The sequence below is a fragment of the Streptomyces sp. NPDC091209 genome (genome assembly GCF_044757755.1).
Lineage (GTDB): Bacteria > Actinomycetota > Actinomycetes > Streptomycetales > Streptomycetaceae > Streptomyces.
This window is the reverse complement of the sequence record NZ_JBIVVR010000011.1, coordinates 274939-295674: the sequence shown is the minus strand read 5'-3', so window position 1 is coordinate 295674 and position 20736 is coordinate 274939. Positions and strand designations below refer to the sequence as shown.

The 20736-nt window shown below is 71.1% G+C and carries 22 protein-coding genes; 15 read left to right on the top strand and 7 right to left on the bottom strand.

Features of this window, described 5'->3' with window-relative positions; genetic code table 11:
• The first annotated feature begins 65 nt into the window (after positions 1 to 65).
• The 5 genes from ACIQRL_RS30170 (at position 66) to ACIQRL_RS30150 (ending at position 5634) form a co-directional block, all read left to right on the top strand.
• Positions 66 to 1073, top strand: coding sequence for an ABC transporter permease (locus ACIQRL_RS30170; protein ID WP_401337403.1), 1008 nt, complete (start codon positions 66 to 68; stop codon positions 1071 to 1073).
• A complete protein-coding gene (locus ACIQRL_RS30165; protein WP_401337402.1) occupies positions 1070 to 2167 on the top strand; it encodes an ABC transporter ATP-binding protein in 1098 nt (365 codons plus the stop codon). The genes ACIQRL_RS30170 and ACIQRL_RS30165 overlap by 4 nt, the downstream gene beginning before the upstream one ends.
• Positions 2164 to 3423 carry an ABC transporter ATP-binding protein gene (locus ACIQRL_RS30160; RefSeq protein ID WP_401337400.1) on the top strand — a complete coding sequence of 420 codons (1260 nt, stop codon included), beginning with the start codon at positions 2164 to 2166 and terminating at the stop codon, positions 3421 to 3423. The genes ACIQRL_RS30165 and ACIQRL_RS30160 overlap by 4 nt, the downstream gene beginning before the upstream one ends.
• A gap of 106 nt (positions 3424 to 3529) precedes the next feature.
• Positions 3530 to 4921, top strand: a complete 1392-nt coding sequence (locus ACIQRL_RS30155) for a M1 family metallopeptidase (protein ID WP_401337399.1) — start codon at positions 3530 to 3532, stop codon at positions 4919 to 4921.
• Positions 4922 to 4968: 47 nt separating this feature from the next.
• Entirely contained in the window at positions 4969 to 5634 is a 666-nt protein-coding gene (locus tag ACIQRL_RS30150) for a trimeric intracellular cation channel family protein (protein WP_401337524.1), read from the top strand.
• Here the strand turns inward: ACIQRL_RS30150 and ACIQRL_RS30145 are convergent.
• Positions 5534 to 6853 carry an alpha/beta hydrolase gene (locus tag ACIQRL_RS30145; protein WP_401337397.1) on the bottom strand — a complete coding sequence of 440 codons (1320 nt, stop codon included), beginning with the start codon at positions 6851 to 6853 and terminating at the stop codon, positions 5534 to 5536. The genes ACIQRL_RS30150 and ACIQRL_RS30145 overlap by 101 nt on opposite strands.
• A 160-nt stretch (positions 6854 to 7013) precedes the next feature.
• Between ACIQRL_RS30145 and ACIQRL_RS30140 the strand changes: the two genes are divergently transcribed.
• Entirely contained in the window at positions 7014 to 7874 is an 861-nt protein-coding gene (locus ACIQRL_RS30140; RefSeq protein ID WP_401337395.1) for a thioesterase family protein, read from the top strand.
• 433 nt (positions 7875 to 8307) lie between these two features.
• On the opposite strand, the gene ACIQRL_RS30135 is transcribed toward ACIQRL_RS30140, so the two are convergent.
• Positions 8308 to 8898: a TIGR03086 family metal-binding protein gene (locus tag ACIQRL_RS30135; protein WP_401337394.1), complete on the bottom strand. Its 591-nt coding sequence runs from the start codon at positions 8896 to 8898 to the stop codon at positions 8308 to 8310.
• Between the two features lie 103 nt (positions 8899 to 9001).
• Between ACIQRL_RS30135 and ACIQRL_RS30130 the strand changes: the two genes are divergently transcribed.
• Together ACIQRL_RS30130 and ACIQRL_RS30125 are read left to right on the top strand one after the other, a co-directional pair.
• On the top strand, positions 9002 to 9964 hold the full coding sequence (locus tag ACIQRL_RS30130) for a helix-turn-helix transcriptional regulator (RefSeq protein WP_401337392.1): 963 nt from the start codon (positions 9002 to 9004) through the stop codon (positions 9962 to 9964).
• 135 nt (positions 9965 to 10099) lie between these two features.
• Positions 10100 to 10462, top strand: coding sequence for a hypothetical protein (locus ACIQRL_RS30125; RefSeq protein WP_401337390.1), 363 nt, complete (start codon positions 10100 to 10102; stop codon positions 10460 to 10462).
• 94 nt (positions 10463 to 10556) lie between these two features.
• Here the strand turns inward: ACIQRL_RS30125 and ACIQRL_RS30120 are convergent, their stop codons facing one another.
• A complete protein-coding gene (locus ACIQRL_RS30120) occupies positions 10557 to 11183 on the bottom strand; it encodes a TetR family transcriptional regulator (RefSeq protein ID WP_401337388.1) in 627 nt (208 codons plus the stop codon).
• 186 nt (positions 11184 to 11369) lie between these two features.
• Here ACIQRL_RS30120 and ACIQRL_RS30115 point away from each other — a divergent pair, with 186 nt between their 5' ends.
• The 3 genes from ACIQRL_RS30115 to ACIQRL_RS30105 all read left to right on the top strand — a co-directional run bounded on the left by ACIQRL_RS30115 (position 11370) and on the right by ACIQRL_RS30105 (position 13280).
• On the top strand, positions 11370 to 11537 hold the full coding sequence (locus ACIQRL_RS30115; RefSeq protein ID WP_401337386.1) for a hypothetical protein: 168 nt from the start codon (positions 11370 to 11372) through the stop codon (positions 11535 to 11537).
• Positions 11538 to 11615: 78 nt separating this feature from the next.
• On the top strand, positions 11616 to 11936 hold the full coding sequence (locus tag ACIQRL_RS30110; protein WP_401337384.1) for a DUF4190 domain-containing protein: 321 nt from the start codon (positions 11616 to 11618) through the stop codon (positions 11934 to 11936).
• Between the two features lie 174 nt (positions 11937 to 12110).
• A complete protein-coding gene (locus ACIQRL_RS30105) occupies positions 12111 to 13280 on the top strand; it encodes a cysteine desulfurase family protein (protein ID WP_401337383.1) in 1170 nt (389 codons plus the stop codon).
• Positions 13281 to 13327: 47 nt separating this feature from the next.
• Here the strand turns inward: ACIQRL_RS30105 and ACIQRL_RS30100 are convergent, their stop codons facing one another.
• Together ACIQRL_RS30100 and ACIQRL_RS30095 are read right to left on the bottom strand one after the other, a co-directional pair.
• Positions 13328 to 14839: a multicopper oxidase family protein gene (locus ACIQRL_RS30100; protein ID WP_401337381.1), complete on the bottom strand. Its 1512-nt coding sequence runs from the start codon at positions 14837 to 14839 to the stop codon at positions 13328 to 13330.
• Between the two features lie 261 nt (positions 14840 to 15100).
• Positions 15101 to 15796, bottom strand: a complete 696-nt coding sequence (locus tag ACIQRL_RS30095; RefSeq protein ID WP_401337379.1) for an N-acetylmuramoyl-L-alanine amidase — start codon at positions 15794 to 15796, stop codon at positions 15101 to 15103.
• 60 nt (positions 15797 to 15856) lie between these two features.
• Between ACIQRL_RS30095 and mnmA the strand changes: the two genes are divergently transcribed.
• On the top strand, positions 15857 to 16978 hold the full coding sequence (gene mnmA / locus ACIQRL_RS30090; protein WP_401337377.1) for a tRNA 2-thiouridine(34) synthase MnmA: 1122 nt from the start codon (positions 15857 to 15859) through the stop codon (positions 16976 to 16978).
• Between the two features lie 148 nt (positions 16979 to 17126).
• Here mnmA and ACIQRL_RS30085 read toward each other — a convergent pair whose 3' ends face one another.
• Both ACIQRL_RS30085 and ACIQRL_RS30080 read right to left on the bottom strand, forming a co-directional pair.
• Complete coding sequence (locus ACIQRL_RS30085) at positions 17127 to 17912, bottom strand: alpha/beta fold hydrolase (protein ID WP_401337376.1); 786 nt, start codon at positions 17910 to 17912, stop codon at positions 17127 to 17129.
• A gap of 74 nt (positions 17913 to 17986) precedes the next feature.
• Positions 17987 to 18310 (bottom strand): DUF427 domain-containing protein, encoded by a 324-nt coding sequence (locus ACIQRL_RS30080; RefSeq protein ID WP_401337374.1) that lies wholly within the window; start codon positions 18308 to 18310, stop codon positions 17987 to 17989.
• Positions 18311 to 18360: 50 nt separating this feature from the next.
• Here ACIQRL_RS30080 and ACIQRL_RS30075 point away from each other — a divergent pair, with 50 nt between their 5' ends.
• The 3 genes from ACIQRL_RS30075 (at position 18361) to ACIQRL_RS30065 (ending at position 20736) form a co-directional block, all read left to right on the top strand.
• On the top strand, positions 18361 to 18900 hold the full coding sequence (locus ACIQRL_RS30075) for a TIGR00730 family Rossman fold protein (protein WP_401337372.1): 540 nt from the start codon (positions 18361 to 18363) through the stop codon (positions 18898 to 18900).
• A gap of 99 nt (positions 18901 to 18999) precedes the next feature.
• Positions 19000 to 19698, top strand: coding sequence for an SDR family oxidoreductase (locus ACIQRL_RS30070; RefSeq protein ID WP_401337370.1), 699 nt, complete (start codon positions 19000 to 19002; stop codon positions 19696 to 19698).
• Between the two features lie 30 nt (positions 19699 to 19728).
• Positions 19729 to 20736 carry a methionine synthase gene (locus ACIQRL_RS30065; protein ID WP_401337368.1) on the top strand — a complete coding sequence of 336 codons (1008 nt, stop codon included), beginning with the start codon at positions 19729 to 19731 and terminating at the stop codon, positions 20734 to 20736.

Below are 20736 nucleotides of genomic sequence, written 5' to 3'. Positions count from 1 at the left end.
GGAAGGCAGGTGAAGGCATTGGTGCCCGCGGGCTTAGCGGCCCGCGGGCACCAGCGCCGATCCCCGTGATCTCGTACATCCTCCGTCGGACGGCAGCGGCAGCGATCCTGCTCCTGGTCGTCTCCGCGGTCACCTTCGCCATCTTCTTCCTGCTGCCAAGACTGGTAGGCCAGACCGCCGACCAGCTCGCGCAGCAGTACATCGGGAAGAGCCCGACGAAGGCCGACATTCTCGCGGTCAAGCACAACCTCGGTCTGGACCAGCCCGTCTACGTCCAGTACTGGCACTTCATCAAGGGGATCGTCAGCGGCGCTACCTATGACCTGGGTCCCACCAAGGCGCATTGCGGCGCGCCGTGCTTCGGGTACTCCTTCAAGACCCACCAGGCCGTCTGGCCGGAGCTCACCTCCCGCCTTCCGGTGACCCTCTCGCTCGCCGCGGGTGCCGCGGTGATGTGGCTCGTGTCCGGTGTGGCTGTCGGCGTGATCTCCGCGCTCAAGCCGCGCTCGTTCTTCGACCGCACCTTCATGGGCGTCGCGCTCGCCGGTGTCTCGCTGCCCATGTTCTTCACGGGCAACCTGGCGCTGCTGCTCTTCACCTACCAGTGGCCGATCTTCGGCCGCACCTACGTCCCGTTCAGCGAGAATCCCGCGCAGTGGGCCAACACCCTCTTCCCCGCCTGGTGTTCTCTCGCGCTCCTGTACTCCGCCATCTACGCGCGGCTCACCCGCTCGGGCATGATGGAGACGATGAACGAGGACTTCATCCGCACGGCCCGCGCCAAGGGCCTGCGCGAGAGCAAGGTCGTGGTCCGGCACGGACTGCGCGCCGCTCTCACCCCGATCATCACCGTCTTCGGCATGGACCTCGGTCTGCTGCTGGGCGGTGCCGTGATCACCGAGACCGTGTTCTCCCTGCACGGAGTCGGCGAGTACGCGGTGGCCGGCATCACTGACAACGACCTGCCGAAGATCCTCGGAGTGACCCTCCTCGCCGCGTTCTTCGTCGTCATCGCAAATCTTCTGGTGGACATGCTGTACGCGGCCGCCGACCCGCGGGTGAGGCTCTCATGACCGAACTTTCCAAGACCGGCGCCGCGGTCGGCGAGCCCGTCACCTCGTCCTCGAACGCTCCGCGCTCCTTCCTCGAAGTGCGCGACCTCAAGGTGCACTTCCCGACCGACGACGGTCTGGTCAAGTCCGTCGACGGGCTCACCTTCTCGGTGGAGAAGGGCAAGACCCTCTGCATCGTGGGTGAGTCGGGCTCCGGCAAGTCCGTCACCTCGCTCGCGGTCATGGGCCTGCACCGGCTCGGCGCGCGCGGCAAGAACGTCCAGATGTCGGGCGAGATCTGGCTCGACGGCAAGGAACTGGTCGGCGCCGACCCGGACGAGGTGCGCAAGCTCCGCGGCCGCGAGATGGCGATGATCTTCCAGGACCCGCTGTCCGCGATGCACCCGTACTACACGATCGGCAACCAGATCGTGGAGGCGTACCGCACGCACCACAAGGTCGACAAGAAGACCGCCCGCAAGCGGGCGATCGAGATGCTCGACCGCGTCGGCATCCCGGAGCCGGCCAAGCGCGCCGACAGCTACCCGCACGAGTTCTCGGGCGGTATGCGGCAGCGCGCGATGATCGCGATGGCGCTCGTCAACAACCCCGAGCTGCTCATCGCGGACGAGCCGACGACCGCCCTCGACGTCACCGTCCAGGCGCAGATCCTCGACCTCATCCGCGACCTGCAGAAGGAGTTCGGCTCCGCGGTCGTCCTCATCACCCACGACCTGGGTGTGGTGGCGGAGATCGCCGACGAGGTGCTGGTGATGTACGGCGGCCGGTGCGTCGAGCGCGGCTCCGTCGAGCGGGTCTTCGAGCAGCCGCAGCACCCGTACACCTGGGGTCTGCTCGGCTCGATGCCGCGTATCGACCGTGAGACGTCCGACCGGCTCATCCCGGTCAAGGGCCAGCCGCCGAGCCTCATCAACGTCCCCTCGGGCTGCGCCTTCCACCCGCGCTGCCCGTACGCGGACCTGCCCAAGGGCGATGTCACCCGCACCGTGCGTCCCGAACTGCAGCTCGTCGGCACCGGCCACTACACGGCCTGCCACCTCTCGCAGGAGGACCGCACGCGGATCTGGACCGAAGAGATTGCGCCGAAGCTGTGAGTGAGACGAACAAGACGGACGGCGGAGGCGCGGTGATCCCGCAGCAGGCGGCGGCTCCCGAGCACCGCGCGAAGTCCTCGGAGAACCGCGAGGTCCTGCTCCGGGTCCAGGGGCTGCAGAAGCACTTCCCCATCCGGAAGGGCGTTCTCCAGCGTCAGGTCGGCGCGGTCAAGGCGGTCGACGGCATCGACTTCGAGGTCCGCAAGGGCGAGACGCTCGGCGTCGTCGGCGAGTCCGGCTGCGGCAAGTCGACCATGGGCCGGGTCATCACCCGTCTCCAGGACCCGACCGGCGGCAGCATCGAGTTCGAGGGCCAGGACATCACCCGGCTCAGCGCCTCGAAGATGCGTCCGCTGCGCCGCGACATCCAGATGATCTTCCAGGACCCCTACGGGTCGCTGAACCCCCGTCACACCATCGGCTCGATCGTCTCGGCGCCGTTCCGGCTCCAGGGCGTGGAGCCCGAGGGCGGTGTGAAGAGGGAGGTCCAGCGGCTCCTGGAGCTGGTGGGTCTGAGCCCCGAGCACTACAACCGCTACCCGCACGAGTTCTCCGGCGGTCAGCGCCAGCGCATCGGCATCGCCCGCGCGCTCGCCCTGAAGCCGAAGCTGGTCGTGGCGGACGAGCCGGTCTCGGCGCTCGACGTGTCGATCCAGGCGCAGGTCGTCAACCTGATGGACGACCTCCAGTCCGAGCTCGGTCTGACGTACGTGATCATCGCTCACGACCTCTCCGTCGTGCGCCATGTCTCGGACCGCATCGCGGTGATGTACCTCGGCAAGATCGTCGAGCTCGCCGACCGCTCCTCGCTGTACGAGGCGCCGATGCACCCGTACACCAAGGCCCTGATGTCGGCCGTGCCGGTGCCGGACCCCAAGCGCCGGGGCGCCAAGAGCGAGCGCATCCTGCTCAAGGGCGACGTCCCCTCGCCGATCGCCCCGCCGAGCGGCTGCCGCTTCCACACCCGGTGCTGGAAGGCCACGCAGATCTGCAAGACGACCGAGCCGCCGCTCATCGAGCTGAAGCCCGGCCAGCAGGTCGCCTGCCACCATCCGGAGAACGCCGCGGACCAGGCGCCGCAGGATGTCGTCCTGCTGTCGGCGGCGCGCGAAGCGGTGGAGCTGGTCTCCGCCGTGGACTCCGCCGAGGTGTCGGGCAAGGCTCCGGCCGAGGTCGCCGCCACCGCCGGGGAGGCCGGCTCCGCGTCGGACTCCGAGGCCGCGGAAGCCGATCGTCAGGAGTCAACCGGCAAGTAGGCCGTGACGACTTGGCAAAGTCATGAACATGTTCGAACGGGAGAGTGCAGAGTCCTGCGTGTCCGTCTGATCAGAAATGATCGGAACACGTACGAAAGGGACGCTGATGGCACTCTCCCGTTCGGCACGTTCGGGGGCTCTCGCGACCGCGATGGCCTCCTTACTCCTCATCGCCGCCTCCTCCGCCCCCACCCCGGGCGCCGACGGCATCGGTGACGCCTACTTCCCCCAGTTGGGCAACGGCGGCTTCGACGCCCGGCACTACGCCCTCGACGTGGCGTACAACCCGGACACGGACCGTCTGGACGGTCGTACGACCCTCACCGCCCGCGCCACCCAGAACCTCTCCGCCTTCGACCTGGACCTCCAGAAGCTGGACGTCACGAAGATCGAGGTGAACGGCAGAGCGGCGCACTTCACGCGGGAGGGCGACGAGATCCACATCACCCCGCGCGGCCCGCTGGCCAGAGGCAAGACGTTCACGGTGACCGTCACCTACGGCGGAGTCCCCGAAGCCCTCAACGGTCCGATCGTGTTCGGCTCCGACTACGGGTGGATGAAGACCACCGACGGCGTCTTCGTGGCCTGCGAGCCCAACGCCGCCTCCACCTGGTTCCCCTCCAGCGACCACCCGTCCGACAAGGCGACCTACGACATCCGCATCACGGCCCCCAAGGGCCTCACGGGGGTCTCCAACGGGCGTCTGATATCGACCCGCGACAAGGGCGCCGTCACGGTCACGCACTGGCGTGAGAGCCGCCCCATGGCCACCTATCTCGCGACGGCGACCATCGGGAAGTTCGACGTGAAGACCGGCAGGACCCCCGCCGGGACACCGATCTACGTCGCCATCGACCCGGTGCTCGCGAACAGCAACAGCGTCGACGTGTACGCGGTCACGGCGGAGGCCACCGACTACTGGTCGCAGGTCTTCGGCCCGTACCCGTTCGAGGAGACCGGCGCGATCGTCGACGACATGCCCGAGGCGGGCTTCTCGCTGGAGGTGCAGTCCAAGCCCGCGTACTCGGCCGTCCGTTCGGAGTCGACCATCGTGCACGAGCTGGCCCACCAGTGGTTCGGCGACTCCGTCTCGGTGGCGCACTGGAAGGACGTCTGGCTGAACGAGGGCTTCGCGACCTACGCCCAGTGGCTGTGGGCCGAGCACAAGGGCATCCGCTCCGCGCACGACTCGTTCGTCGCCGGGTACGACCAGCGGCCCGCGGACTCCTCCTTCTGGCAGACCGAGGTCGCCGATCCGCAGCGGGACACGATGTTCGCCTCGGCGGTCTACCAGCGGGGCGCCATGACGCTCCAGATGCTGCGCGAGCGCATCGGGGACACCGCCTTCTTCAAGCTGCTGCCCGCGTGGACGAAACTGCACCGGTACGGCAACGCCAGTACCGCCGATTTCATCGCCCTCGCCGAGCGGATCTCCGGCCGGCAGCTCGACGACCTCTTCCACACCTGGCTGTTCACCACAGGCAAGCCGGCCGTCTGAGCCTTCCTTTGTAAGGTGCACTCCCCGCGACAGGTGAGAATATGGGGGTGCTTCAGCAACTCTTCAGCCCCTCCGTCCAGCACACGCTCGACCTGATCGGCATTTTCGTCTTCGCGATCTCCGGCGCTCTGCTGGCCGTCCGCAAGAACTTCGACGTCTTCGGTATCGCCGTCCTCGCGGAGATCACCGCGCTGGGCGGAGGGCTGTTGCGCGATGTGATCATCGGTGCGGTACCCCCGGCGGCCTTCACCGACCTGGGGTACTTCACCACACCGCTCGTCGCCGCCCTGCTCGTGTTCTTCCTGCATCCCCAGGTGGAGCGCATCCAGGTCGGCGTGAACGTCTTCGACGCGGCCGGGCTCGGACTGTTCTGCGTCACCGGCACCGTGAAGGCGTACGACTACGGGCTCGGTCTGACGGCCTCCGCCGCCCTCGGCCTCGCGACGGCCGTGGGCGGCGGTGTGCTGCGGGACGTCCTCGCCAACGAGGTCCCCTCCCTGCTGCGCTGGGACCGTGACCTCTACGCGGTCCCGGCGATCGTCGGCGCCACGATGGTGGTGCTCTGCATCCGCTACGACGCGCTCACCCCGTTCACCAGCGGCCTCGCCATCGTCATGGCCTTCGTGCTGCGCCTTTTCGCGATGCGGTTCCACTGGCGAGCGCCGCGCGCGTGGAACCGCCGCTCGACGGTGCGGGAGGACGAGACGTCCTGACCCGGTCGGCGCCGACCGCGCCGCCGGCGCCCCCGGGGCTGCCCGTGCCGCCGGTTCCGGTTCCGGGGGCGCGTCCGGAGCCGGGCGTGCCTCCCGGTCCGGCGTCGAACTGCTCGGTCAGCCAGCGGAACACCTCCGGGAGCTGCGGCCGCCACAGCCCCATGTCGTGGCCGCCCGCGCTGCGCGGCAGCAGCACCACGTCGACGCTCGTCGGCGGCTTCGCTACCGCCTGGATGGCCACGCCCGCCTGGTAGCCGTCACCGGACTCGCCGGAGAAGTAGAGGGCGATCCGGGGGTGGATCCGGTCGGCGCGCAGCATCAGGTAGGGATTGTTCCGGCGGCGCAGTTCCAGGCTCCGGCCGGCGAGTGAACTGCGTTCGCCCTTGGGGTCGTTGTAGCCGGACATGCTCACCGCGGCGCGGAAGCGGTCGGGGTGGGCGACGGCCAGCTTGGTGGCGCAGTGCGCCCCGGCCGAGTACCCGGCGGTGGCCCAGCCGTTCGGGGCGGACTCGGCGCGGAAGTTGTCCATGACCATCCTCGGCACGTCGATGCTGAGCCAGCTCTCCGCGTTCACGGTGCCCGGGATGTTCGCGCAGCCGGTGTCCGCGCGGGCCAGCAGGTTGGTGCGCGGCGCGACCAGGATGAACGGCGCGACCCGCCCGTCGAGCATCATCGGCAGCAGTTGCTGGTGCACCCTGAGCGATCCGAACCAGGCCTTCGCGGAGCCCGGATATCCCGGCAGCAGTTCGACGACGGGGAACTTCCGGTGCCGGTAGGCGGGTTCGTTGTACTGGGGCGGCAGCCAGACGTAGACCTCCGCGTTCACCCCCGACACCCGTCCCTTCAGGTCGGTGACGCGCACACCCCCGGCCTGTCGCATACGCGGCCCGTCGGCCGGCCGGAAGGTCTGCCGCATCCGGGGCAGGCTCTTCAGCGAGATCCCTCCGGTGCCGTCCACGCCGAGGTCGGCGGCCTGCTGGACGTGGTTGCCGGTGCCGAGGAGGTCGGCCCAGTTGTCGTACAGGTTGTTGGCGTTGTTCACGAGGACGAACACCAGGCTGATCGCCGTCCCCTGGGCGAACATCAGCATCAGGAGCCGCGCCGCGCCGCGGACCGGCGCCGGTCCGGGCACCCGGGACCACAGGGCCAGGGGCAGCAGGAGGGCGACGGCGCACAGCACGAACGAGGTCAGGAGGAAAGGTGTCCCGGTGAGGCTCATGTCCCTTCAGAGGAGAACCCGGACCGATTGGTCACGGGTGATTGCGGACACTTGACAAGAAATTGCCGAATCCTCACCTGAATGGAAGGGTGGCGCGGGGTTCATACGCCCGAAACAGTGAAAGCTACCGCTTAGTAATTTCCTGTTGTACCGTTCACGTATGCCAGAAGCAGCTTCGGTACAGGCCGTGCGGGCCACGATCGGCGACAGTGAGTTCGACCGGGACACCGCCGTCACCCCGCGCGAGGCCGGTGTCTACGACGTCGACCTCTCCGCCGGGTGGACGATCATCAACGCCGTCAACGGCGGCTATCTGCTGGCCGTCCTCGGCCGCGCGCTCGCCGACGCCCTCCCGCACTCCGACCCGTTCACGATCTCCGCGCACTATCTGACCGCGTCCCAGCCGGGCCCCGCGGTCATCCGCACGGACGTCGTACGCACCGGCCGGACGCTGTCGACCGGACAGGCGTCGCTCTTCCAGTACGACGGCGAGGGCCGCGAGACCGAGCGGATCCGTGTGCTCGCCTCGTACGGCGATCTCGACGCCCTGCCCGACGACGTCCGGACGACCGCGCGGCCGCCCGAGATCCCGCCCATGGACCAGTGCTTCGGCCCGCAGGACGCGCCCGCCCCCATCCCCGGCAGCTCGGCGATCACCGACCGGCTGTTCCTCAAGCTCGACCCCGCGACCCTCGGCTGGGCGCTCGGCGCTCCGTCCGGGAAGGGCGAGATGCGGGCGTGGTTCGGACTCGCCGACGGCCGGGACGCCGACCCGCTCTCGCTGCTCCTCGCGGTCGACGCGCTGCCGCCGACGGCCTTCGAGATCGGTCTGTCCGGCTGGGTGCCGACCGTCGAGCTGACCGTGCACGTACGGTCCCGCCCGGCGCCCGGCCCGCTGCGCGTCTCGATCACCACCCGCAACCTCGCCGGGGGCTTCCTGGAGGAGGACGCGGAGGTCTGGGACAGCGCGGACCGTCTGGTCGCCCAGTCCAGGCAACTCGCCCGCGCCCGCCTGCGCTGACCCGCCCCGGGGCCCGGCCCAGCTCCACGGGCCGGACGCCCCGGCCTCGGCTGTGCCGGCCGGGCGTTCCCGCCTCGGCCGTGCGGGTCGGCGCTCCCGTCCTGGCCGGGGGTGCCCTTCGGCGGCCCCGGCCGCTTGTGCCGGTGCTGCGGCCCCGGCTGTGCCGACGTCGACCCGCCCCGGGTATCCCCGCCCGGTTGTGCCGGCCGGGCGTTCCCGCCTCGGCCGTACGGGGCGGCGCTCCCGTCCTGGCCGGGGTGCCCTTCGGCGGCGCCGGCCGCCTGTGCCGGTGTCGCCGGTGCGGCCGCACCATTGGCCGGTGCCGGTGCCGGTGCCGGTGCCGGTGCCGGTGCCGGTGCCGGTGGCGGTGGCGGTCTCGGGGTGTCCTTCGCCGGTGTCCCCGTCCCGTCCTCGGTGACGATGTCCCGGGCCGTCAGGCGGTCACCAGCGGACGGCGGCCCGTCCAGGCCGCCAGCCGCTCGTAGGCGCCGGCGTCCTCGGGGACCGGCACCACCGGGCCGAAGGGCAGCTCCGGGTCCTCGCGCCCCTCGTCGGGCAGTACGCGGCCGGCGATGGCGAGCGCGAACTCGGCGAGTTCCGGATCGAGTTCGAGCGGCCGGCCGAGCGCCTCGGAGAGGTCCCAGGTGTGCGTGACGGCCTCCATGACGTACCCGGCGAGGGCGATGCGCCCGGGGGCCTCGCCCCAGGGCACCTGGACGAGCGCGTCCAGCCGGGCCTCGTCCGCCCATCCCGCGCGGACCTCGGCCCGTGCCGCGTCGTACGCGGCGCTCCAGCCGTCGTCCGGTACCCCGTCGGCGAACGGCGGCATCGCGAGCCCGTCGCCGCCCGCCCCGATCACGGCGATTCGCCGGGTGCCGCCGACCATGTGCGACAGCAACAGCCGTACGTCGAACCCGTCGCACGGGGTGGCGCCGGCCAACTGCTCCGGCCGGACGGTCGCCATCAGCGAGGCGATCTGCCCGGCGGCGCGGGTGTACAGGGGGCGGGGGTCCATGGCGTTCATGACTGCCTCTTCCGTGGGGTCGATGTGCCCTCACTGTCGCCGCATAACCTGACAGCTTCCGTCAACATTTGCGGACGGTCCCGGCGGGCGCGATCCTGGGCGCGTGAAGTCCGACCGCCTGCTCTCGATCCTGCTGCTGCTCCAGACCCGCGGCCGCGTCCCGGCGCACGAACTCGCCGACCGGCTGGAGGTGTCGGTACGCACCGTCTACCGGGACATCGAGGCGCTGTCCGCCTCAGGCGTCCCGGTCTACGCCGAACGCGGGCGGCACGGCGGCATCGAACTGCTCGCAGGATTCCGTACGGACGTCACCGGACTGACCGCCGACGAGTCCCGCTCGCTGTTCATCCTGGCCGCGCAGGGCGCGCACGCCGCCCTCGGCCTCGACGCGGCGCTCGGCTCCGCGCTGCGCAAGGTGATGGCCGCGCTGCCCGCGCCCTTCCGGCCGGCCGCCGAGGTCACCAGCCGACGGGTCCTGGTCGACGCCACACGCTGGAAGGGCGGGCCCCGACGGGCCGTCGATCTGGACGTGTTGCAGGACGCCGTCTTCACCGACCGCCGGCTGCGGCTGCGCTACCGGCACGGCGGGGACGCCGAACCGCGCACCTACACCGTCGACCCGTACGGGCTCGTCTCCAAGGCCGGTGTCTGGTACCTGGTCGCCGACCGGCGCGGCAGCCCACGGCTGTTCCGCGCCGACCGGGTCCGCGCGGCCACCCTGCTCCCGGACCCGGTGCGGCGCCGTCCTGGTGTCGAACTCGCCGACGCCTGGGAGGTGTTGCGCCGCCAGGTCGAGGAGCGGCCGGGGGGTGTCGATGTCACGGTTCGGGTACAGCGCTCCCGTCTCGACATGTTCGTACGCCTCCACGCCGCCTCCCTCGCGGAGCTGCCCGAGGACGACGGCGCCGACGAGTGGGTGACCGTGCGCCTCAATCTCGGCTCGGTGCGGGAAACCCGCACGCTGCTGGCCTTCGGGGACGCCCTGGAGGTCCTCGCGCCGGCCGAGGCACGGGCGGAGCTGGCCGCGACGGCCGCCGCCATCAGCGCGGTGTACGAGGGGGGTTGAGTGCCGGCGCCGGGGCCGTGCCGCACAGCAAGGCACAGCCCCGGCACAGCGCGGCCCTACGTGGATCTGGTGCTCTGGCTCCCGCTCGTCCGGCTTTCGCCGACCGGCCCACGTGACCTGACCGGGAGTTGCCCCATGAACCGTCGTGCCCGACTCGTTCCAATCGTCGCCCTTCTCGCACTCGCGCCCCTGCTGGGGGCCTGCGGCTCCGGTGACACGTCGTCCTCGAACACCAAGACCTCCGGCGGGCAGAACTGCACACGCCCCTCCGGGATGCCGGGCGGCGCCTCCGGGCGCCCCAGCGGCGCCCCTTCGGGCATGCCCTCGCGGTCCGGCGCCCCTTCGGGCATGCCTACCGGCAAGGCCCCCTCCGGCAATCCCTCGGGCATGCCGAGCGGCGCTCCCGGCGGTGGTATGGGCGGCGGCCAGGGCGGCTGCGGGGGCGGCCCCGGCGGCGGGCGGATGGGGCAGGGCCAGTCGGCCGCCGCTCAGGGCTGACGGACCGGGAGGCCCGCCTTCCCGCGGCGTACGACGTACGGCGGTGCCGCGTGCGGTGTGCCGCGCGCGGCCGTCCGCCGGCCTGCCGGGGCCGTCAGCCGAGCCAGTGGCGGCGGCCGATGCTGATCAGCCGCATCTGACGGCTCGCCACCCGGGCCACCCGCTCGCGCTCCGCAGCGGAGCCGTCCAGCGCCTCCAGGAACGCCGAGGCGGCCATCAGCATGTGGTCGACGTACAGGCCCGCGAGCATCAGCAGATCGTCGTCGCTCCACCCCGCCGACTCGGGATGCTCGGCCAGCGCGTCCTTGACCTCCTCGGCGAACCGGGCCAGTTGCTCGCGGATCGCGTCCCGCACCGGCTGGACCCCGCCGTGCCGCTCGCGCGCGATGAAGCGGACGTGCGCGGGGTGCGTACCCACATGGTGGGCGATCAGTTCCACGGCACGGGCGATGCGTTCGTCGCTGTCGCCCGCCGCGGACAGCGTGTCCTCGATCATCGGGTGCAGGCTGCCCAGAGCCTCCTCGACCAGCGCCTCGCCGAGATCCGCCGTCGAGCGGAAGTGCCGGTAGAAGGCGGTCGGGGCGACTCCGACGGCGCGGGTGACCTCGCGCAGCCCCAAGCTGCTCAGGCTCTGCTCCTCGAGAAGCGCCAACGCCGCCTCCAGCAGCGCCTGTCGGGTCTTCTGCTTCTGCGCCTGGCGGATGCCGAGAGTGTGACTCATACCATGCAGTTAACAACTGTTCTCTGGAATTTTAAAGCCGTGGAGCGCGCTAGACTCAAGAGTCAGTGAACAAGTGTTACTACAACCGTTCACTGAGTCGTCAAGTCCCGGAAACACAAGGGCCTCACCGTTGAGGTCCCGGACGGTTCCGGGACAGGACTTCGAGACTTCTTCGAGAGGCATCTCATGCTGTTCCTCGTCGCCGCACTCCTGCTGCTCGGCGTTGTGATGGGCTCCGTGGCGCACGCGCCACTGTCCGTCAGCCTCGTCGCCGCAGCCGTCATCGGCGTCTGGCTGGTGATCTTCGCGCTCCGTGAGCGCGGCGCCCGCCGACGCCACCCCTCCGCCAACTGACCGTCGGTCCGGCACCTTTGCCGACCGGCCGTCGGTCCACACCTTCACCAACCTGACCGTTGGGAGCTGACGCACGTCATGGAACTCACCACGCGCACCACCGGCACGACCCGCATCACCGGTACCACCGACTCGACCGAGGCCGCCCGTTCCACGCGCCGGACCGCCGTCCAGGACGCGGACGGCATGGCCGTGGCCTCCTTCATCCTCGGCCTCGTCGGGCTCCTGGTGCTGAACGTCTTCCTGGGCCCCGTCGCCATCGTCCTCGCCTCCGTCGCCCTCTGGCGCGGCACGGCCCGCCGGGGCCGCGCCTTCCTCGGCCTCGGCCTGGGAATCGCCGACCTGGCCGTCCTGGTCGCCTTCATGCAGTTCGACAACACGGTGTCCTGGAGCTTCTGAGGCGGTCGCGACGGCCGGGGCTCCAGCGCGGCCCGTGGCGGCCGGGCACGCCGGGCCAGGGCCCGGAGACGAAGCCGGTGAGGGCGTCACGACCCCCTGTGCGAGCCGGGGCGGGCGGCCACGCCGACGGGGGCCGCGGCGAGGGGCGAACGGGCCCGTAGAATCGAGCCCACCATGGCTTACCTCGACCACGCCGCGACCACCCCCATGCTCCCCGAGGCAGTAGAGGCCCTGACCGACCGACTGAGTGTCACGGGCAACGCCTCCTCCCTCCACGCCGCCGGCCGCCGTGCCCGGCGGACGGTCGAGGAGGCCCGCGAGACTCTCGCGGACGCCCTCGGCGCCCGCCCCAGCGAGGTGGTCTTCACCTCCGGCGGCACCGAGGCCGACAACCTCGCGGTGAAGGGCCTGTACTGGTCCCGCAGAGACGCCGATCCGGCCCGCACCCGCGTTCTCGCGAGCCCCGTCGAGCACCACGCCGTCCTCGACGCCGTCCACTGGCTCGGCGAGCACGAGGGCGCCACGGTCGAGTACCTGCCCGTCGACGCGTACGGCCGCGTCCACCCCGACGCCCTGCGCGAGGCCATCGCCCGCGACCCCGAGGACGTCGCCCTCGCCACGGTCATGTGGGCCAACAACGAGATCGGCACCGTCATGCCGGTCCGTGAACTGGCGGACGTGGCGGCCGAGTTCGGGATCCCGCTGCACGCCGACGCCGTCCAGGCCTTCGGTCAGATCCCCGTCGACTTCGGCGCCTCGGGCCTCGCCGCGATGACGGTGTCCGGCCACAAGATCGGCGGTCCCTACGGGATCGGCGCGCTGCTCCTCGGCCGCGAGTACAGCCCCGTACCCGTGCTGCACGGCGGCGGTCAGGAACGCCATGTCCGCTCCGGCACGCTCGACGTGCCCGCCATCGCCTCCTTCGCGGTCGCCGGACGGCTGGCCGCCGAGCGGCGCGAGTGGTTCGCCCGCGAGATCGGGGCCCTGCGCGACGACCTGGCCGACGCGGTCGTCAAGGCCGTGCCCGACGCGATCCTCGGCGGCGACCCGGCCCCCGGCGGCCGGCTGCCCGCCAACGCGCACTTCACGTTCCCGGGCTGCGAGGGCGACTCGCTGCTCCTGCTGCTCGACGCGCAGGGCATCGAGTGCTCCACCGGCTCGGCGTGCACGGCGGGTGTGGCCCAGCCGAGCCATGTCCTGCTCGCCACCGGCACCGCCCCGGACCTCGCCCGGGGCACCCTGCGCTTCTCGCTCGGCCACACCTCCACGGAGGCGGACGTCGCGGCCGTGACACGGGCGATCGGCCCGGCGGTGGAGCGGGCCCGGATGGCCGGACTCACCTGACACCGCCGAGCCGCCCCCTCGCCGTGGCCGTGAGGGTCCAGCCCGGCCTAGCTCTCCGTCACCATGAGGCCGGCCATCATGCCCTCGTCCTCGTGCTGGAGCAGATGGCAGTGGAGCATGTACATGTAGGTGTCGTCCGTGAAGTCGGTGAACTTCATGGCGATCTTGATCGTGCCGCCGCCGACCACCTCGAACGTGTCGTACCAGCCCAACTGGACACCCGTCGGATCCGCCCCGTTGATGGAGATCAACTGGAACGGCACATCATGCAGATGGAACGAGTGTTCAAGCTGCGTGCCGTTCTTGACCGTCCAGATCTCCTCGGCGCCCAGGGTGGTGCTGATCATCGCCATCGAGGACATGCTCGTCCCCACGGAGCCGTTGATCGTCATCGAGGTGCCGCTCTGGCCGAGTGTGATCGTCCGGGCGGTGAAGTCGGTGGTGTCGTACCGGGTGATGGTGTTGAGGGTCGGCAGGTCCGCCGGGGTGTCCGAGGTGTCCGGAGTGACGGTCAGGAACTCGTAGGTGCCGCTGCCGCCGCGCACCCAGCCCGTCGTCACCACGGCCTCCAGGGTGACCGCGTCGCTGAGCTCCATCACGAACTCGGCGCGCGCGCCCGCCACGAGCCGGATCGATTTCACCTCGGTGGCCTCGGTCAGATATCCCTGGTCGGTGGCGATCTGGGTGAGGGTCCCGCCGTCGCCGCGCTGGACGGTGATGATGTCCGACGGTGAGGCGTTGAGCAGCCGGAAGCGGGTGCGCTTCTTGGTGGCGGTGAAGGAGAGCGTGGTGGCGTCGACGTTCGTGCCGTTGCACAGAAGGGGGAAGTCGAGGCCGTTGGCGAGGTAGCCGGTCAGGTTGTACTTGATCTCCCCGGCGCTGTCGGTGGCCAGACACTGCAGGATGATCGGGATGTCGTCGGTGCCGTAGGTGCTGGGCAGGGCCGCGGACGCGGCGGAGTCGTCCTCGACGATGATCATGCCCGCCAGCCCGTGGGTGGCCTGCTCGGCCGTGGTGCCCAGGGCGTGCGGGTGGTACCAGAGCGTCTTGGCCTCGTCCTTGACCGTGAAGGTGGGGGACCAGGTCTTCCCGGAGGCGAAAGCGTTCTGCGGGCCGCCGTCCATGCTCGGCGGGACGTGCGCGCCGTGGAAGTGGACCGTGGTGTCCTCGGTGAGGCTGTTGGTGATGTTCAGCAGGACGGTGTCGCCGGAGGTCCACTTCATCGTGGGACCGAGGAACGACTGGTTGTAGCCCGCGGTCGTGCTGGTCACTCCGCTGAGCACCTCGCTGGTGCCCGTCTTCGCCTCCAGGGTGTACGTCGTGGTGCCGCCCGAGGCGGTCCCCTCCAGGAGGTCGGGGATGGTCAGCGTGGTGCCCGCCGCGTGCGCCTTGTTCTGCGTCGCGTTCGTCAGCACGGCGATGGCGGTGCCGCCGGCGGTCGCCGCCGCGAGGCCGGCCCCCGCCATTCGGCCGAGGAACGTGCGGCGGTGCATGCCCTTGGTCCTGGACCGGCCCTTGTCTTTGCCCGCGCCGGAAGCGGGCTGCGTGGAGTGCGTCATGGTCGTGGACTCTCGGCCCACGGGCTGTGCGACGAATGGGGCCGGTTTAGGAGAACGCCTTCTTCGCTGTGAAAACCGATGACTTAGAGTCAGGGTCAACTCCCTTGGGTGAAAGGGGAGTTGATGTCTCACTGGTCAGGGTGGCGGCGCGGGACGCAACGGACACGCGCCTCCCGGACCTGCCTCACAGCATCATGTTCCGGTGCCGTGGACCCTCGGCGCAGCCGCCTGTGACCCCGCTGCGACGTCCCCCTCCCACGCCTACGCGCCGGTTGTGCGCGCCCGTCGTACGAGCCGTATGTAGCGGTTCCAGTCCCAGTACCGGCCGGGATCCGTGTGGTCCGTGCCCGGGACCTCGACGTGCCCGATGATGTGCTCGCGGTCCACGGGTATGCCGTACCGCCCGCATATCCCGGCCGTCAGCCGTGCCGACGCCTCGTACATCGCGTCCGTGAACGACGCGGCGCGGTCGACGAAACCCTCGTGCTCGATGCCGACACTGCGCTCGTTGTACGCGCGGTTGCCCGCGTGGAACGCCACGTCCAGCTCGCGGATCATCTGGGTGACATGACCGTCCTTGCCGACGATGTAGTGCGCGGCCGCTCCGTGCCCCGGGTCCTGGAAGGCCTGCACCGCGCCCGCGAAACTGCCCTGGGTGACATGGACGACCACCCGGTCTATCGGGTAGTCGTCGGGACGGTCGGCCCGCCGCCAGTTCGCCGCCGAGGCCGCCACCCACCGCGCGCCCCGGAAGTCCACGGCCCCCGCGACCCGCGCCTTCTCCACACCCGGCAGCCGCCACCACAGGTGCGACAGCTTCTCCCGGGCGATCCCGGCCGCGCTCACGGCGGCCAGCGCGCCGCCGATGAGCAGCACCCGGCGCCCGACCGGCTGGTCCGCGTCCTTGCCTCCCGCCGCGGTTCTACTGCTCCGCGGCTTCCCCTTTTTCGCCCCCATGCGATCTTCAACGGATACTCGCGGGCTCCGGTTCCCGCGGCCCCGTACTCTGGAGGGGTTATGACTGACACCTCGCAGCGCCCCCTCCGCGTCCTCGCCGCCATGTCGGGCGGAGTGGACTCCGCCGTAGCCGCCGCCCGTGCCGCCGAGGCCGGGCACGACGTGACGGGCGTGCACCTCGCCCTCTCGGCGAACCCGCAATCGTTCCGGACCGGCGCGCGTGGCTGCTGCACCATCGAGGACTCGCGCGACGCCCGCCGGGCCGCCGACGTCATCGGCATCCCCTTCTACGTCTGGGACCTCGCCGAGCGCTTCCGCGAGGACGTGGTCGAGGACTTCATCGCCGAGTACGAGGCCGGCCGCACCCCGAACCCGTGCCTGCGCTGCAACGAGAAGATCAAGTTCGCCGCGCTCCTCGACAAGGCGCTCGCGCTCGGCTTCGACGCGGTCGCCACCGGGCACTACGCGCAGGTGATCGTCCGCGAGGACGGCACGCGCGAGCTGCACCGCGCCTCCGACATGGCCAAGGACCAGTCGTACGTCCTCGGTGTCCTCGACGACCGCCAGCTCGCCCACGCGCTGTTCCCGCTCGGCGACACGGTCACGACGAAGGACGAGATCCGCGCCGAGGCCGAGCGCCGCGGCCTGGCCGTCGCCAAGAAGCCGGACTCGCACGACATCTGCTTCATCGCCGACGGCGACACCCAGGGTTTCCTCGCGGACCGGCTCGGCAAGGCCGAGGGCGACATCGTGGACGAGTCCGGCGCCAGGCTCGGCACCCACGAAGGCGCGTTCGGCTTCACCATCGGCCAGCGCAAGGGGCTGCGCATCGGCACCCCGGCCGCCGACGGCAAGCCGCGCTACGTCCTCGACATCTCGCCGGTGAACAACACGGTGACGGTCGGCCCGGCCGCCTCCCTGGACGTGTCCGCGCTGACCGCCGTCAAGCCGCGCTGGTGCGGCGCGGCCCCGACGGGCCCCGGCACCTACACCGCCCAGCTCCGCGCCCACGGCGGCGAGACCGAGGTGAACGCCGAACTGGTCGACGGCTCCCTGGAGGTCCGCTTCACCGAGCCGGTCCGCGGCGTGGCCCCCGGCCAGGCGATCGTGCTGTACGAGGGCACGCGGGTGGTGGGGTCGGCGACGATCGCGACGACGACACGCGCGACGGCGGACGTCTAGGACCCGTCCAACCGGTCGGGCTCACCGGGCCTGTCCGGCTCACCGGGCCTGTCCGGGCCACCGGCTCACCGGGCCCGTTCAACCGGTCGGGCTCACCGGGCCTGTTTCGGGCCTGTCCGGCTCGCCGGGCCCGTCCACCGTCCCGCGTCTAACCGTTCGTCCCGAAGAACTCCGCCAGCACCGGCGCGAGTACCTGGGGGTCCACCATGTGGGTCTGGCCCGCCAGCGTGCGGTACGACCCGTTCGGCGCCGCCTCCGCGATGGTCCGCGCCGCCTCGCGCATCCACGCGGGGCTCGCGTCGCCCGCGACGGACAGCAGCGGCACGGAGAGCGCGGCCAGCCGCTCGCGGGGCACCCGGCCCCCGCCCATCGCGGCGTCGTCGTACGCCAGGGTCCGCGCGATGGCCTCCATGCCCGGCCAGGCGTGGGACATGCGCACTCCGGCGATCATCTCCGGCGGTGTGCCGACCAGGGACAGGAACAGTTCGACCGCGTCGCCGCGCCGGTCCTGGCCGAGCAGTTCGGTCAGCCGCTCGGTGTACTCGGCCCGCTGCCTGCCGGCCTCCTCGTCGACGGCGAACGGCGTCTCGTAGACGGCGACTTCGCGGACGGGCAGCCCGCTCGCCGTCGCCGCCAGGGCCAGCGCGCCGCCCGACGAGATGCCGTAGAGCGCCGCGCCGCCCCCGGAGGCGTCGATCAGTGCCGCGATGTCCTCGATCTCCCGGGCCACCGCGAACGGCGAGGTGTCGCCGCTGTCGCCGCGCCCGCGCCGGTCGTAGGTGACGGCACCGAAGCGGTCCGAGAGGGCCTCGGCGAGGGGCGCCAGCGTGGCGCCCGTGCACATGGCGCCGCCGACCAGGACGACCGTCGGGCCGTCACCGTAGCGTTCGTACGCGATGGGGGTCCCGTCGCGCGAGATCGTCTTCTTGTCCATGCTTGTAGAGACTGCCGGGCGACCGGGAACTCATCGCGTCACCACGCCCGCGTCGGCCCAGGTCCACCCGGAACTCAGGACACGTCGACCTCGTAGAAGCAGAGGTGGTCCTTGATCTCGGCGACATCGGGCTTGGGGTCGGGATAGGCCCATACGAGGTCGGCCGCGTCGGGGCGCGACCAGTAGGACGCGGTGCCCTTGAAGGGGCAGTACGTGTGGGTGTCGGAGGGCGTCAGCAGGTCCAGGCGGACGTCCTCGGGCGGTAGGTAGTAACGCACCGGACAGCCGGTCTCGCGCAGCACCAGGGGGCGGTCGCTCTCCGCCAGGACCTGGCCGCCGTGCACGACGCGGACGCGCTGTGCGCCTTGCTCGATGGTGATCGTGTGTCCTTCAGCCATACCGGGAAAGCGCTCGCGAGCCCCGAATCGTTCCCGCGTACGGTGAAGTCATGAACATCTGCGTCTTCCTCTCCGCCGCCGATCTCGACGACCGCTACACGCGCCCCGCGCGAGAGTTCGCCGAACTCCTCGGCAAGGGCGGCCACACCCTGGTGTGGGGCGGCTCCGACGTCGGGCTGATGAAGGTGGTCGCCGACGGGGTGCAGGAGGCGGGCGGGCGGCTGGTGGGCGTCTCCGTGGAGTTCCTGTCCGCCAAGGCCCGCACGGGCGCCGACGAGATGGTCGTCGCCCGTGACCTGGCCGAGCGCAAGGCACTGCTCCTCGCGAAGGCCGACGCGGTGGTCGTCATGGTCGGCGGCACCGGGACCCTCGACGAGGCGACCGAGATCCTGGAGCTGAAGAAGCACGGGAAGACCGAGAAGCCGGTGGTCCTGCTCAACACGGCCGGCTTCTACGACGGCCTCAAGGAGCAGTTCCGCCGGATGGACGCCGAAGGCTTCCTGCCGCGCCCGCTCACCGACCTGGTGTTCTTCGCCGAGGAGCCGGTGGGGGCGCTGGCCTATCTGGAGGAGAGCCTCGGCATCCGCTGAGGCGTCCGCGCCCGCGAGACGTCGGCGCGTCCCGCGAAGACGTCGGCATCCTGTGACGCGTCGGCACCCGGTTCGAGGCCGGTCCCCGGTGATGCGAGCATGGCGTCCATGGCTACACATGTGATCACCGGGGCCGGTTCCGGCATCGGCGCGGCCGTCGCCCGCCGTCTGCACGCGCGCGGGGACGAACTCGTGCTCCACGCGCGCGACGCGGGCCGCGCGAAGGAACTGGCCGCCGCGTTCCCCGGGGCGAAGACCCTGGTCGGCGATCTGGCGGACCCCGACAAGCTCTCCTGGGCGTTCTCGCACCAGACCCTCCCCGGCAGCATCGACTCCCTGCTGCACATCGCGGGCGTGGTCGACCTCGGCCGGGTCGGCGATCTCACCCCCAAGTCCTGGCGCCATCAGCTCAACGTCAACCTGGTCGCCCCCGCCGAGCTGACCCGCCACTTCCTGCCCCAGCTCCGCCTCGCCCAGGGACACGTGGTCTTCGTGAACTCCGGCGCAGGCCTGAACGCCCACGCCGACTGGTCCGCCTACGCCGCCTCCAAGCACGGACTGAAGGCCCTCGCCGACTCCCTGCGCCACGAGGAGCACGCGGCCGGGGTCCGGGTGACCTCCGTCTACCCCGGCCGCACCGCCAGCCCCATGCAGGCCAAGGTCCACCAGCAGGAGGGCAAGGAGTACGACGCGGCCAGGTGGATCGACCCCGAGTCGGTGGCGACGACGATCGTGATGGCGCTGGACCTGCCCCGGGACGCCGAGGTCAACGACCTGACGGTGCGGCCGGGCGGCTGACCTCCCCCAGGGATTACGTACGCTTCCGGGGTGAGCGAAAACAGCGAGTTCAGGTTCGGTTCCGCCACCGGGGTCGGGTCCATGCCGGGCGGCGACGCGCGGGAGGCCGCGAAGACCGTCATCGGTTCCCTCGACGACTTCCCGTTCCTCGCCGAACTCCCCGCGCGGGGGCCCGGGGCGGACATGATCGGCCGGACCGCGGGGATGCTCGTCGAGCTGTACGCGCGCGTGGAGCCCAGCGGCTGGCGGCTGGGGGACCGGCCGGGCCGGGACACCAAGAGAGCCAGGTCGTGGCTGGGGGAGGACCTCGACGCCCTGGAGGAGTTCACCCAGGGGTACGAGGGCCCGCTGAAGGTGCAGGCCGTCGGTCCCTGGACCCTGGCCGCGGCACTGGAGCTGAGGAACGGCGAGTCCGCACTCTCCGACCCGGGCGCCTGCCGCGACCTCGCGGGATCGCTCGCCGAGGGACTGCGGCTGCACCTCGAAGACGTACGCCGGCGGATTCCCGGCGCCCAGATCGTCCTGCAGCTCGACGAACCCTCCCTCGTCGCCGTGCTCCGCGGCCAGGTGCCGACCGCCAGCGGCTACCGCACGAACCGTGCCGTGGACCGCCAGGTCGCCGAGGCCAGGCTCCGGGACGTCGTCGGGGTACACGGCGGCGGGCCCGTCGTGGTCCACTCCTGCGCGCCGGACGTCCCCTTCGCCCTGCTGCGCCGGGCGGGCGTGTCGGCGATCTCGTTCGACTTCTCGCTCCTCACCGAGCGTGACGACGACGCGATCGGGGAGGCGGTCGAAGGCGGTACCCGGCTCTTCGCCGGTGTCATCCCCGGCGTGGACGTCCCATTGTCGGACCCTGCCGGTAGCGTCATGGGTGTCAGGACACTGTGGCGCAGGCTGGGACTGCGACCGGGTCTTCTCGCGGAGGCGGTCACGCTCACTCCGTCGTGCGGGCTCGCGGGGGCCTCCCCCGACTTCGCGCGCAAGGCGCTGGCCCACTGCGTCCGGGCGGCGAGATCCCTCGCGGACAACCCAGAGTAA

What these genes read in the sequence shown, in the direction of transcription:
- ACIQRL_RS30165 (WP_401337402.1), top strand. Translation starts at nt 1,070, where the DNA reads ATGACCGAACTTTCCAAGACCGGCGCCGCGGTCGGCGAGCCCGTCACC.
- ACIQRL_RS30155 (WP_401337399.1), top strand. Translation starts at nt 3,530, where the DNA reads ATGGCACTCTCCCGTTCGGCACGTTCGGGGGCTCTCGCGACCGCGATG.
- ACIQRL_RS30145 (WP_401337397.1), bottom strand. Translation starts at nt 6,853, where the DNA reads ATGAGCCTCACCGGGACACCTTTCCTCCTGACCTCGTTCGTGCTGTGC.
- ACIQRL_RS30140 (WP_401337395.1), top strand. Translation starts at nt 7,014, where the DNA reads ATGCCAGAAGCAGCTTCGGTACAGGCCGTGCGGGCCACGATCGGCGAC.
- ACIQRL_RS30135 (WP_401337394.1), bottom strand. Translation starts at nt 8,898, where the DNA reads ATGAACGCCATGGACCCCCGCCCCCTGTACACCCGCGCCGCCGGGCAG.
- ACIQRL_RS30125 (WP_401337390.1), top strand. Translation starts at nt 10,100, where the DNA reads ATGAACCGTCGTGCCCGACTCGTTCCAATCGTCGCCCTTCTCGCACTC.
- ACIQRL_RS30120 (WP_401337388.1), bottom strand. Translation starts at nt 11,183, where the DNA reads ATGAGTCACACTCTCGGCATCCGCCAGGCGCAGAAGCAGAAGACCCGA.
- ACIQRL_RS30115 (WP_401337386.1), top strand. Translation starts at nt 11,370, where the DNA reads ATGCTGTTCCTCGTCGCCGCACTCCTGCTGCTCGGCGTTGTGATGGGC.
- ACIQRL_RS30110 (WP_401337384.1), top strand. Translation starts at nt 11,616, where the DNA reads ATGGAACTCACCACGCGCACCACCGGCACGACCCGCATCACCGGTACC.
- ACIQRL_RS30105 (WP_401337383.1), top strand. Translation starts at nt 12,111, where the DNA reads ATGGCTTACCTCGACCACGCCGCGACCACCCCCATGCTCCCCGAGGCA.
- ACIQRL_RS30100 (WP_401337381.1), bottom strand. Translation starts at nt 14,839, where the DNA reads ATGACGCACTCCACGCAGCCCGCTTCCGGCGCGGGCAAAGACAAGGGC.
- ACIQRL_RS30095 (WP_401337379.1), bottom strand. Translation starts at nt 15,796, where the DNA reads ATGGGGGCGAAAAAGGGGAAGCCGCGGAGCAGTAGAACCGCGGCGGGA.
- mnmA (WP_401337377.1), top strand. Translation starts at nt 15,857, where the DNA reads ATGACTGACACCTCGCAGCGCCCCCTCCGCGTCCTCGCCGCCATGTCG.
- ACIQRL_RS30085 (WP_401337376.1), bottom strand. Translation starts at nt 17,912, where the DNA reads ATGGACAAGAAGACGATCTCGCGCGACGGGACCCCCATCGCGTACGAA.
- ACIQRL_RS30080 (WP_401337374.1), bottom strand. Translation starts at nt 18,310, where the DNA reads ATGGCTGAAGGACACACGATCACCATCGAGCAAGGCGCACAGCGCGTC.
- ACIQRL_RS30075 (WP_401337372.1), top strand. Translation starts at nt 18,361, where the DNA reads ATGAACATCTGCGTCTTCCTCTCCGCCGCCGATCTCGACGACCGCTAC.
- ACIQRL_RS30070 (WP_401337370.1), top strand. Translation starts at nt 19,000, where the DNA reads ATGGCGTCCATGGCTACACATGTGATCACCGGGGCCGGTTCCGGCATC.